Here is a 12,606-nt window from a genome sequence, read left to right on the forward strand (position 1 = left end):
TCTTAACCAACCGCTCTTTAACAACTGAATCAAGCAATTCGTGTGGGTGCTTGTGGAGTCAGGCTGCTAGTCAACAGATTATCAGCATCACAAGTTACTCCGCGAGAAATCAAAGATGTAACCAACGATTGCTGAGCCAAGTTTAGGGTTTTCTCAAAACCCAAAGATGTTTGAACTGAAGAGTTTGATCATGGCTCAGATTGAACGCTGGCGGCAGGCCTAACACATGCAAGTCGAGCGGATGAAGGGAGCTTGCTCTCTGATTCAGCGGCGGACGGGTGAGTAATGCCTAGGAATCTGCCTGGTAGTGGGGGACAACGTCTCGAAAGGGACGCTAATACCGCATACGTCCTACGGGAGAAAGCAGGGGACCTTCGGGCCTTGCGCTATCAGATGAGCCTAGGTCGGATTAGCTAGTTGGTGAGGTAATGGCTCACCAAGGCGACGATCCGTAACTGGTCTGAGAGGATGATCAGTCACACTGGAACTGAGACACGGTCCAGACTCCTACGGGAGGCAGCAGTGGGGAATATTGGACAATGGGCGAAAGCCTGATCCAGCCATGCCGCGTGTGTGAAGAAGGTCTTCGGATTGTAAAGCACTTTAAGTTGGGAGGAAGGGTTGTAGATTAATACTCTGCAATTTTGACGTTACCGACAGAATAAGCACCGGCTAACTCTGTGCCAGCAGCCGCGGTAATACAGAGGGTGCAAGCGTTAATCGGAATTACTGGGCGTAAAGCGCGCGTAGGTGGTTTGTTAAGTTGGATGTGAAAGCCCCGGGCTCAACCTGGGAACTGCATTCAAAACTGACAAGCTAGAGTATGGTAGAGGGTGGTGGAATTTCCTGTGTAGCGGTGAAATGCGTAGATATAGGAAGGAACACCAGTGGCGAAGGCGACCACCTGGACTGATACTGACACTGAGGTGCGAAAGCGTGGGGAGCAAACAGGATTAGATACCCTGGTAGTCCACGCCGTAAACGATGTCAACTAGCCGTTGGGAGCCTTGAGCTCTTAGTGGCGCAGCTAACGCATTAAGTTGACCGCCTGGGGAGTACGGCCGCAAGGTTAAAACTCAAATGAATTGACGGGGGCCCGCACAAGCGGTGGAGCATGTGGTTTAATTCGAAGCAACGCGAAGAACCTTACCAGGCCTTGACATCCAATGAACTTTCCAGAGATGGATTGGTGCCTTCGGGAACATTGAGACAGGTGCTGCATGGCTGTCGTCAGCTCGTGTCGTGAGATGTTGGGTTAAGTCCCGTAACGAGCGCAACCCTTGTCCTTAGTTACCAGCACGTAATGGTGGGCACTCTAAGGAGACTGCCGGTGACAAACCGGAGGAAGGTGGGGATGACGTCAAGTCATCATGGCCCTTACGGCCTGGGCTACACACGTGCTACAATGGTCGGTACAGAGGGTTGCCAAGCCGCGAGGTGGAGCTAATCCCACAAAACCGATCGTAGTCCGGATCGCAGTCTGCAACTCGACTGCGTGAAGTCGGAATCGCTAGTAATCGCGAATCAGAATGTCGCGGTGAATACGTTCCCGGGCCTTGTACACACCGCCCGTCACACCATGGGAGTGGGTTGCACCAGAAGTAGCTAGTCTAACCTTCGGGAGGACGGTTACCACGGTGTGATTCATGACTGGGGTGAAGTCGTAACAAGGTAGCCGTAGGGGAACCTGCGGCTGGATCACCTCCTTAATCGACGACTCAGCTGCTCCATAAGTTCCCACACGAATTGCTTGATTCATTGAAGAAGACGAGAGGCGAGCCTTTAAGGCGGTCTGCTTCGTTAGAGTTTAGAAATGAATATTCCAGTGTGAATATTGATTTCTAGTCTTTGACTAGTTCGTTCTTTAAAAATTTGGGTATGTGATAGAAAGATAGACTGAACGTTACTTTCACTGGTAACGGATCAGGCTAAGGTAAAATTTGTGAGTTGCTCTTAGAGCAAGTGCGAATTTTCGGCGAATGTCGTCTTCACAGTATAACCAGATTGCTTGGGGTTATATGGTCAAGTGAAGAAGCGCATACGGTGGATGCCTTGGCAGTCAGAGGCGATGAAAGACGTGGTAGCCTGCGAAAAGCTTCGGGGAGTCGGCAAACAGACTTTGATCCGGAGATGTCTGAATGGGGGAACCCAGCCATCATAAGATGGTTATCTTGTACTGAATACATAGGTGCAAGAGGCGAACCAGGGGAACTGAAACATCTAAGTACCCTGAGGAAAAGAAATCAACCGAGATTCCCTTAGTAGTGGCGAGCGAACGGGGACTAGCCCTTAAGTTGATTTGAGATTAGCGGAACGCTCTGGAAAGTGCGGCCATAGTGGGTGATAGCCCTGTACGCGAAAATCTCTTATCAATGAAATCGAGTAGGACGGAGCACGAGAAACTTTGTCTGAATATGGGGGGACCATCCTCCAAGGCTAAATACTACTGACTGACCGATAGTGAACTAGTACCGTGAGGGAAAGGCGAAAAGAACCCCGGAGAGGGGAGTGAAATAGATCCTGAAACCGTATGCGTACAAGCAGTGGGAGCCCACTTTGTTGGGTGACTGCGTACCTTTTGTATAATGGGTCAGCGACTTATTTTCAGTGGCGAGCTTAACCGAATAGGGGAGGCGTAGCGAAAGCGAGTCTTAATAGGGCGTCTAGTCGCTGGGAATAGACCCGAAACCGGGCGATCTATCCATGGGCAGGTTGAAGGTTAGGTAACACTGACTGGAGGACCGAACCGACTACCGTTGAAAAGTTAGCGGATGACCTGTGGATCGGAGTGAAAGGCTAATCAAGCTCGGAGATAGCTGGTTCTCCTCGAAAGCTATTTAGGTAGCGCCTCATGTATCACTGTAGGGGGTAGAGCACTGTTTCGGCTAGGGGGTCATCCCGACTTACCAAACCGATGCAAACTCCGAATACCTACAAGTGCCGAGCATGGGAGACACACGGCGGGTGCTAACGTCCGTCGTGAAAAGGGAAACAACCCAGACCGTCAGCTAAGGTCCCAAAGTTATGGTTAAGTGGGAAACGATGTGGGAAGGCTTAGACAGCTAGGAGGTTGGCTTAGAAGCAGCCACCCTTTAAAGAAAGCGTAATAGCTCACTAGTCGAGTCGGCCTGCGCGGAAGATGTAACGGGGCTCAAACCATACACCGAAGCTACGGGTATCACGTAAGTGATGCGGTAGAGGAGCGTTCTGTAAGCCTGTGAAGGTGAGTTGAGAAGCTTGCTGGAGGTATCAGAAGTGCGAATGCTGACATGAGTAACGACAATGGGTGTGAAAAACACCCACGCCGAAAGACCAAGGTTTCCTGCGCAACGTTAATCGACGCAGGGTTAGTCGGTCCCTAAGGCGAGGCTGAAAAGCGTAGTCGATGGAAAACAGGTTAATATTCCTGTACTTCTGGTTATTGCGATGGAGGGACGGAGAAGGCTAGGCCAGCTTGGCGTTGGTTGTCCAAGTTTAAGGTGGTAGGCTGAGATCTTAGGTAAATCCGGGATCTTAAGGCCGAGAGCTGATGACGAGTTACCCTTTGGGTGACGAAGTGGTTGATGCCATGCTTCCAAGAAAAGCTTCTAAGCTTCAGATAACCAGGAACCGTACCCCAAACCGACACAGGTGGTTGGGTAGAGAATACCAAGGCGCTTGAGAGAACTCGGGTGAAGGAACTAGGCAAAATGGCACCGTAACTTCGGGAGAAGGTGCGCCGGTGAGGGTGAAGCATTTACTGCGTAAGCCCACGCCGGTCGAAGATACCAGGCCGCTGCGACTGTTTATTAAAAACACAGCACTCTGCAAACACGAAAGTGGACGTATAGGGTGTGACGCCTGCCCGGTGCCGGAAGGTTAATTGATGGGGTTAGCTAACGCGAAGCTCTTGATCGAAGCCCCGGTAAACGGCGGCCGTAACTATAACGGTCCTAAGGTAGCGAAATTCCTTGTCGGGTAAGTTCCGACCTGCACGAATGGCGTAACGATGGCGGCGCTGTCTCCACCCGAGACTCAGTGAAATTGAAATCGCTGTGAAGATGCAGTGTATCCGCGGCTAGACGGAAAGACCCCGTGAACCTTTACTATAGCTTTGCACTGGACTTTGAATTTGCTTGTGTAGGATAGGTGGGAGGCTTTGAAGCGTGGACGCCAGTTCGCGTGGAGCCATCCTTGAAATACCACCCTGGCAACTTTGAGGTTCTAACTCAGGTCCGTTATCCGGATCGAGGACAGTGTATGGTGGGTAGTTTGACTGGGGCGGTCTCCTCCTAAAGAGTAACGGAGGAGTACGAAGGTGCGCTCAGACCGGTCGGAAATCGGTCGTAGAGTATAAAGGCAAAAGCGCGCTTGACTGCGAGACAGACACGTCGAGCAGGTACGAAAGTAGGTCTTAGTGATCCGGTGGTTCTGTATGGAAGGGCCATCGCTCAACGGATAAAAGGTACTCCGGGGATAACAGGCTGATACCGCCCAAGAGTTCATATCGACGGCGGTGTTTGGCACCTCGATGTCGGCTCATCACATCCTGGGGCTGAAGCCGGTCCCAAGGGTATGGCTGTTCGCCATTTAAAGTGGTACGCGAGCTGGGTTTAGAACGTCGTGAGACAGTTCGGTCCCTATCTGCCGTGGACGTTTGAGATTTGAGAGGGGCTGCTCCTAGTACGAGAGGACCGGAGTGGACGAACCTCTGGTGTTCCGGTTGTCACGCCAGTGGCATTGCCGGGTAGCTATGTTCGGAAAAGATAACCGCTGAAAGCATCTAAGCGGGAAACTTGCCTCAAGATGAGATCTCACTGGGACCTTGAGTCCCCTGAAGGGCCGTCGAAGACTACGACGTTGATAGGTTGGGTGTGTAAGCGCTGTGAGGCGTTGAGCTAACCAATACTAATTGCCCGTGAGGCTTGACCATATAACACCCAAGCAATTTGCTGACCTGAAAAGGCACCAGATTGCGGTGTGTGAAGACGCAATGAACCGAAAGTTCGCAAACACACAAATCTATCGCATACCCAATTTGCTGAAGCGAGGCCAGTTGGCCACGACTCAGTACCCGAATTTCTTGACGACCATAGAGCGTTGGAACCACCTGATCCCATCCCGAACTCAGCAGTGAAACGATGCATCGCCGATGGTAGTGTGGGGTTTCCCCATGTGAGAGTAGGTCATCGTCAAGATTAAATTCCGAAACCCCTATCTGCGCATACAGGTAGGGGTTTTGTTTTGCCTGGCGAAAAGTTTATGTCGCCGCTTATACCCTCAGAGCCGGCTCAGCCGGCACTTGGCCAGGGAGCGTTTCTGTGTCGTGGTCGTTGCCTTAACAGGCTTTAGAGTTGACGTGTGGCAGCGCGGAGGCTGGAGATACTCTGAATCGCCATCGTCGGCTTTGGGTCGAATAGCGACCGCCACTCGTTGTGACTGATTCACCCTTGTCCCCCCTCAACGTGGAGGACGAGCCATGAACACTATTGCTAAGTACTGCCATCAGCCTTGGAACAAGGGAAAGCTTGTCGGGCAGAAAGCCCCGCTCCGAGTCAGAGATATCTGGGCTATTCGGGTCAGACTCCAGCTCGCGGAGAAGACACGTGATTTGGCGCTCTTCAACTTGGCCATCGACAGCAAGCTACGTGCTTGTGACTTAACCAAGCTGCGAGTTCGAGACATCGCCCATGGGGAGCATGTTTCGTCACGGGCCATCGTGATGCAGCAGAAAACTCAGCACCCAGTGCAATTTGAAATCACTGAGCAAACTCGAACGGTTTTGGAGGCGTGGATGCATCAGGCGCACCTCCGCAGCGAGGACTTCTTGTTTCCAACTCGATTGCATGCTTCAGACCATCTTTCCACCAGGCAACCTTTCCATTCGATAGTGCAATGTAGGTAACAAAACTAAGCGCTCATCGCGGCTCAACTGCCCTTCAGTAAGGTCAATCGGCACCGGCAGAGACTGGCCCGCATTGCCGACTAGACCTTAAACTGATTCACTAAACTCATCTGGTGACTGGCCAAGGAGTTGAGACTTGCACTCACTTCAGCTGATTCAGCGGCTTGCTGTGTCAGGGTCTCGGTTACGGTACGTATTGCAGACACGTTTCGGCTGACTTCTTCCGCTACGGAGCTTTGCTCCTCTGCAGCGCTGGCTATCTGCAAGTTCATCTCCGTGATGACGCCAACCGCGTCGCTGATCTGCGTCAGGGCGTTAGACGCTCGGATAATTTGGACAGCATTCACATTTGCCTTATCACGACTCGAATGCATTGTATTGACCACATCCTGGGTGCTTCCTTGGATACGATCAATGACGTTTCGAATCTCCTCCACCGAGTTTTGAGTCCGTCTGGCGAGGTTGCGAACTTCGTCCGCCACGACCGCGAAACCACGACCGCTTTCGCCCGCTCGTGCAGCTTCAATTGCTGCATTGAGGGCGAGGAGGTTGGTCTGTTCTGCAATACTGCGAATGACTTCCAGCACCGTCCCGATTTCTAAGCTGTGAACTGCCAGAGTTTCGATCTCAGTGACCGCTTTGCTGACGTCCTCAGCCAAGGCTTTGATGTCCAGAGTCGTACGTTCAACTATCTTCATACCTTCTCGGGCGGATTCGTCGGCGCCGGTAGCTGCCGTGGCGGCATTGGCGGCGCTGGCAGCAACGTCTTGAGCGGTAGCGCTCATTTCGTGTGACGCCGTAGCTACCTGTTCGATCTCACGATACTGCTGCTGCATTCCATCGCTAGTTTGATGCGCGATTTGGGAAGATTTATCAGCAGTCGTGCGAGCGTCGTTGATACTGGTCTTGATGAGGGCGATGGTTGGCTGAAGCTTATCTAGAAATTTATTGAAGTTGCCCGTCAGAGCACCCAGTTCGTCTTTACGGCTGTAATCAAGACGCTGTGTTAGATCACCGTCACCGCTCGCTATGTCTTTCAGCATCTGAGCGACACGATTGATAGGCTTAGACACGCCCGACGCTGTTAACCACAAAAGTCCCAGCCCTAGGAGTCCAGCGCCAATTGAAACAAGTAAGGTCATCCAGGTAGCGCTACGTTGTGAGTCGTTGAGCATCGATTGCATTTTTAATGCGTCTGCAAGCAACACGTCTCTGGGAACGTCCACTGCAACTCCCCAGGCGGACACACCCTCGACCGGCCTCACCGGATAAATTGCTCTGATTAGGCTTCCTTGTGCAACGACCGTGGCCGTACCCGCTTGAGTCAGTTGGAGTATTTCTTGCCCGTCATCGCCAAGGGCCGTTTGAATCAAATCTCCCACGCTTTTAGGGTTATCACTGTTAGCTGCAAGGACACCTTGGCTCGATACAATCAGAACATGGCCAGCACCATTAAACAGCTCAGCTCCAGCCTGCTCGGCGCTTGCTTGAAGTGAACTTAAGGCAAGGTCCACACCGGCAACACCTACGACCTTCCCGTTTATATTGATGGGGACGGCAACAGTCGTCATGAGCACGGTTTCGGTGCCGACCACTCCTGCGTAGGGCTCTAATGGGCACTGCTTGCCAGAGGCTCCAGAGGCTAATGCGCACCAGTACCAAGTATTAGAAGGTGCACCAGTCGCGTTCGCATCCGCCTTTTTTAAGTCGGCTTCTGTGATAACAGTGTGGATGTCGGCACCGCCGAAACGACTCCAGTAAGACCCAAACCGGCCTTGCTCATTCGATCCACGGCCTGTGTCGTTGACAAAGGCTGGGTCGTTTCCATCCAGAGCATTAGGTTCAAAAACACCCCAAACCCCTAAGACCGATTTGTTGCGTTTGAACGCCTTTTCTATAGCCCTAGTGGCTTCTTCTCGAATAGCAGAGTCGGATATGTCGAGCCGTTTCGCAGCGCTGCCTAGATTGGAAAGCTGTTCAGCCATGTCGTGTGCGAGCATGACGTCCGAGGAATAAAGTTTTTGCAGGAGAGCGGCTTTCTCCGCTGCTTGGGCTAGCAGGAGTTGTTCAGTGCTCTGTGTCAGAGCGCGTTCACTTTGATGACTGACCAGTACATTGTTCGAACTGCTCTGGTAAATATTCATGCAGACAAGGGTAATAACTACACCTGCGAGTGAGAGGCCAGCCAGCAGGATAATTCTAAGCCGAATGGAGAGTGAATTGAACATACTAATGCTCGCATTGAGTATTGGAATACGTTGCTTCGGTATGCCCGTTGATGAGAATAAAACTTCCGAAGCGAGGGTCAAAACTTATTGAAAAAAATGACGGGTCGGTTAGGACCCGTCAACTCACTAGAATTTCACTTGAAGAATGAATTGCGAGTATACGTTGGTTTGGTTATCACCCAGTTGAGAACCACCGTTGTCCACATCCTTGTCAGGTTTGTAGAAGCCAACTAGCGGCATTGCTGAAATATGGTCCGTAATCTGCCACATGGCATACACATCTAGCTCTTTGCCATCGAGGTTTGAAAATGCACCTGCTGTGGAGCTTAAGGTGTCAAAGCGGTAAGCCAGTGCGCCTAATGTGAGTTTGTCCATAGGGGTCAACGTCAAGCCGACTTGCTGTATGCGTGTATTGGTACTGAAGGGGCCAGAATAGTTGCTAGCAACCTCACCTTGGAACCAAGTTCCTAATGCTCTGAAGTTACCATAGAATAAAGTGTCGTATCCTTCGGAAAAGCGACTGAAGCGATAGCTGACATAGGGACGCCATGCTATATCAGAAAAAGTCCATCCAGCTTCCGTGTACCAGGCGCTCTCGTCGCCAGTTGAGTTTCTATGTTGTCGAGCGTACTCGCCGCTTAGAAACAAACTTGGATGTCCTAGATTACCCTGCGCTCGCACCGAGACCGTTCGGGTATCTTTACGATCAATGAAGTCAAAGGCCTCGTCAGTGTCCACAACTTTTAAATAAGTCAGTCCAATAGTCCCAAGATCGGTCACGTTTTCAAGTGTTCCCGCAACTATTTCTGCTTTACCCTGAGCGGGGTTATCTGATTTAAGCCACATCAAATCACTACGAAGTCCTTCAGCCCCGCCTATTTTTACAACGGCTGTTTCATCAAAAGCTTTTCGACCCGTCAGATAATAGGCCCCCCCTCGGTTGAATTCCCCATCACCGAAGGATTTACCCAGATTCAGGGCGTCACCAGCAATAAGGAAACCGTCACCAACGACGATGTTCTGGCGACCAACTGAAATGTCTAGACCATCTTTACCAAGCAGCGAAAAAGCGTTCCCAGATTTCCAGCCAAGGTATGCGTCCTCAATTTTGGTGGTCCGTTCGGATCCATCTGTCCAGCCTGCTGCATCGCCTTGACCGTATGTTGCACTGGACAACCAGTTTAGCGCCCCATAGGTACGCTGCTCTGCGTCACCTGCTGCAAGCCAGCCACTGAAGCCATATTTGGCATACGATTCTTGCCAGTCTTTTGATCCTGCTTTCAGGTCACTGGACTGGGCATAGGATTTACGGCTATGAAATGCCCCTAAGGCCAATTCGAAATCCGCGTTCACAGCACCTTTCTCTGACGAATATAACTCATAGGCTTCAGCTTTTAAGGAGGTCTGAAGTGCCGCGAGCATTATCAGAGTTCCCACTTTTTTATTATTTCTGACCACAGTTTGTACTCCGGGTAAGTTTCTACGGAATGTAGAGCGATAAATGGAGTTAAAGCAGAACGGCAGATTTGGGATCCCTGGAGTTTTAGAAAGTCCGAGACAAAGCTGATGTGCTTGCTGCCTTCTGATTTTATTATTTTGAAGCAGCACCCGCCGACGCGGGCGTTGGGGGTTTTATATAAAGCCCCATCCAATAACGGTGGGGCCATTTATTATTGTTCGTTAGATAGGGAAGGCGCGCTCGCCTAGTTGTAGCGTGACCCATTTCAATTCGGTCATATCGTGGATCGAATAACGACCATTTTCTTTGCCGTGACCGCTCTCCTTAAATCCGCCGAAAGGCGCGTTTGGATCATCGTCAAAAGAGTTGTCGTTGATATGAACTGAACCAGCTTCAATCCGAAGTGCGAAATCAAACGCTTTTTGAAGGTCGTTGGTCACAATGCCGGAAGAAAGTCCGTAGGATGTGTCGTTCGCAAGCTCGACTGCATGCTCGAAGTCTTTGGCTTTGTAAATGGAAACCAAGGGGCCGAAGCTTTCCTCGTTGTACACGGCCATTGATGGATCAACATCGGTCAATACGGCAGGCTGGAACAGATTTCCTTGATACTCTCCACCGGTTAGCAGCGCCGCACCTTTAGACAGGGCATCATCGATCTGACCACGAATAAATTCGCACTGTTTGGAGTTGATCAACGGACCGACTATCGTTGAAGGATCTGTTGGATCACCACAACGAATGGAACGGACTTTCTCAACGAATGCAGTACAGAACTTTTCGTAGATCGCTTCTTCAACGATTATCCGAGAGTTAGCCATGCAAACCTGGCCTTGGTTGAAGAAAATCCCGAAAGCAGCGGCGCTCACTGCGTAATCAAGCTTGGCGTCATTCAGAATTACGATTGGACTCTTACCGCCAAGCTCTAGAACGATTCGCTTCTGGAATTTGCCAGCAAGCTCGGACAGGTACTGGCCGACTTTCGCTGATCCCGTGAAAGTCACCATCTTGACGCGTTTGTCTGAGAAGAACTTATCACCCAGTGCTTCATTGGTGGTCGGCAGCACGTTGAAGACACCTGGTGGAATGCCTGCTTCTTCGAGAATCTCAGCAAACAGCAAACCAATCAGTGGCGTTTGCGGTGCAGGCTTCAGCAGGAATGCGTTGCCAGCAGCTAAGGCGGGGGCGAGTTTTTTCCCGTTTAACAGCAGCGGCGCGTTGAACGGTCCGACCCCTGCAATGACGCCAAGCGGCTGGCGAATGGACATTGAGATACGTCCAGCACCGTCAGCAGGCATGGTCTCTCCGCGTATGTCTCGCGCTTGTCCTGCTGCGATGCGGAAAGTGCTGACCATGTAGTCGCATTCGAACATCGCTTTGCCGAACACATTGCCTCCTTCCTCGATGAGGATCTTCGCAATGTCACCGCGACGGCGCTCGATGATGTCCGCAGCACGGCAGAGAATAGCCTCTCGCTCTTTAGCAAGAGTTTTCCCCCAGGTCTTTTGCGCCTCGAATGCAGCCTCAATAGCGCTGTCGATGTCAGCCGCTGTCGCAAGCTTCACGCGAGCAATCGCTTTTTGGTTGTAGGGGTTGATCACGATCTGCTCTGGCTGGTCGTCGCTCTGCCAGGATTTACCATTGATATAGGGGTGGTAAATTTTCAGGTCTTTTATGGCTAAGTCGGTCATTGCAGCCCACCTATGAGTCATGTGTTACAAGGAGGAAATGTTGCGAAACGTCGCGCTCAAATTACTTGAGGTCTGGTGGCCCTCCGATTACAGAACCACCAGACCATTGCGTCAGACAGGTTCGCTCTTCTTCCAGTTATCCATCAACGTGTTTGAGGGGAGCGTCTCGTCCAGGAGCTTCTGTGTGGTAATCGCCCCCGCAATCGGCAAACCCTCAGGGTTCAAGAGGCCGATCTGGACCAGCACGCTCGCTTGGTCCCAGTAGATATGCTCGTGGTACAGCTTGTCACCTCGGAATCGAACTACTCCCAGCATGGGAATTTCGACATATTTGCCTGTCGGGGCCACATTAGGGATCAGCCAATCGATCTCCGTGGTGTGGGTAAAGCACATGATAAACTCATCGACGATCTGTAGTGCGCCCACTGTCCGCGACAGAGGGATGAGCTTCATATCCGGCGGGTTTCCGTGAACGAAGTGGTGTTGGTAGAAGCGGCTCAGCTGTTTGCTACCGACCCCACCTGTCATTGTTGGGATGTGGTTGACGTAAGGCTCAGCCACCATAGTCGCCATGGTCGCCGGGACGTCTCGCGTGTCGAACTCGTGCTTAACGTGCTCGTCCCACAAGTCCGAAAGGTTGAAGTAGGGGCCAATCTCACGCTTCAATGCAGCGATAGTTCTCTCATGCGCCATGAGTGCAGCAGGTTTGTCAAAGTGGTCGCTGCCAACGCGAGCAAATGCGTGATCGACATTTGGATAGGTGTAGATTTCTGCAGCTTTGTTGCCCTTTAGCGCGGCACTAATTTTCGAGCGTGCCTCAACGCCACAATAAGCATCGTTTTCGGCAAAGTGCAGTACCAGTCGACCAGTAACCTCGTCTACTTCGTCCAGATACTCTTCGATTCCCATGCCGTAGTACCCGACCGAGCAGGCTGCACGAGTACGAGTAGCTGTCAGGTAGGCTAGCTTACCGCCCATGCAGAATCCCACGTAGCCGAGGCCATCGCCTTCGACTTGATCCAAGGATTCTAATTTGGCAAGGCTTGCAGCAATATCACGAACAGCCAGATCCACATCCATACGCTGGAAGAGGTCGATTGCTTTAGTAAAGTCTTCTTCCGTGTAACCCAGGTCGACATTTCGCTCCAATCTCCAAAAAAGATCTGGCACGAGCACGACATAGCCCTCTTCGGCGTAGAGGTCAGCGACGGCGCGCATGTTAGCGTTGACACCGAAAATTTCTTGGCCGAGAACAACCCCTGGCCCTTTTCCGCTAGCGGGTACGGCGAGATAACCGCGAAACGTTTGTTCTTTATCCAGGGTTTGGATGTCGATGAATTCGCCCAT

General features: G+C 51.5%; 5 protein-coding genes, 3 rRNA genes and 1 pseudogene. 4 read left to right on the forward strand and 5 right to left on the reverse strand.

All coding sequences use genetic code 11. The features are described from left to right. Positions 1-172 precede the first annotated feature (172 nt). The 4 genes from ACEN8Q_RS00005 (at position 173) to ACEN8Q_RS00020 (ending at position 5,884) form a co-directional block, all read left to right on the forward strand. A 16S ribosomal RNA gene (locus tag ACEN8Q_RS00005) occupies positions 173-1,709 on the forward strand. A 311-nt stretch (positions 1,710-2,020) separates the two neighbouring features. Continuing rightward, positions 2,021-4,912 (forward strand): 23S ribosomal RNA (locus ACEN8Q_RS00010). A gap of 149 nt (positions 4,913-5,061) precedes the next feature. Beyond that, positions 5,062-5,177 (forward strand): 5S ribosomal RNA (gene rrf / locus ACEN8Q_RS00015). Together the 16S, 23S and 5S rRNA genes form the textbook arrangement of a ribosomal RNA operon. Positions 5,178-5,458: 281 nt before the next feature. Beyond that, complete coding sequence (locus ACEN8Q_RS00020) at positions 5,459-5,884, forward strand: tyrosine-type recombinase/integrase (protein WP_413704250.1); 426 nt, start codon at positions 5,459-5,461, stop codon at positions 5,882-5,884. Positions 5,885-5,964: 80 nt separating this feature from the next. Here the strand turns inward: ACEN8Q_RS00020 and ACEN8Q_RS00025 are convergent, their stop codons facing one another. The 5 genes and pseudogenes from ACEN8Q_RS00025 to ACEN8Q_RS00045 form a co-directional block, all read right to left on the reverse strand. Continuing rightward, positions 5,965-6,720 (reverse strand): methyl-accepting chemotaxis protein, encoded by a 756-nt coding sequence (locus tag ACEN8Q_RS00025; RefSeq protein ID WP_413705454.1) that lies wholly within the window; start codon positions 6,718-6,720, stop codon positions 5,965-5,967. Positions 6,721-6,822: 102 nt separating this feature from the next. Then, a pseudogene (locus ACEN8Q_RS00030) lies at positions 6,823-8,112 on the reverse strand (HAMP domain-containing protein); the annotation flags it as partial. Positions 8,113-8,238: 126 nt separating this feature from the next. Next, positions 8,239-9,534: a hypothetical protein gene (locus ACEN8Q_RS00035; protein ID WP_413705455.1), complete on the reverse strand. Its 1,296-nt coding sequence runs from the start codon at positions 9,532-9,534 to the stop codon at positions 8,239-8,241. A 258-nt stretch (positions 9,535-9,792) separates the two neighbouring features. Then, the gene (locus ACEN8Q_RS00040; protein WP_413704251.1) at positions 9,793-11,259 is read right to left on the reverse strand and encodes an aldehyde dehydrogenase family protein; all 1,467 of its coding nucleotides are present in this window, start codon (positions 11,257-11,259) and stop codon (positions 9,793-9,795) included. 111 nt (positions 11,260-11,370) lie between these two features. Next, positions 11,371-12,606: a dienelactone hydrolase family protein gene (locus ACEN8Q_RS00045; protein WP_413704252.1), complete on the reverse strand. Its 1,236-nt coding sequence runs from the start codon at positions 12,604-12,606 to the stop codon at positions 11,371-11,373.

Source organism: Pseudomonas sp. Pseusp16 (assembly GCF_047324915.1).
GTDB lineage: Bacteria > Pseudomonadota > Gammaproteobacteria > Pseudomonadales > Pseudomonadaceae > Aquipseudomonas > Aquipseudomonas fluorescens_CD.

What these genes read in the sequence shown, in the direction of transcription:
- ACEN8Q_RS00020 (WP_413704250.1), top strand. Translation starts at nt 5,459, where the DNA reads ATGAACACTATTGCTAAGTACTGCCATCAGCCTTGGAACAAGGGAAAG.
- ACEN8Q_RS00025 (WP_413705454.1), bottom strand. Translation starts at nt 6,720, where the DNA reads ATGCAGCAGCAGTATCGTGAGATCGAACAGGTAGCTACGGCGTCACAC.
- ACEN8Q_RS00035 (WP_413705455.1), bottom strand. Translation starts at nt 9,534, where the DNA reads ATGCTCGCGGCACTTCAGACCTCCTTAAAAGCTGAAGCCTATGAGTTA.
- ACEN8Q_RS00040 (WP_413704251.1), bottom strand. Translation starts at nt 11,259, where the DNA reads ATGACCGACTTAGCCATAAAAGACCTGAAAATTTACCACCCCTATATC.
- ACEN8Q_RS00045 (WP_413704252.1), bottom strand. Translation starts at nt 12,606, where the DNA reads ATGGGCGAATTCATCGACATCCAAACCCTGGATAAAGAACAAACGTTT.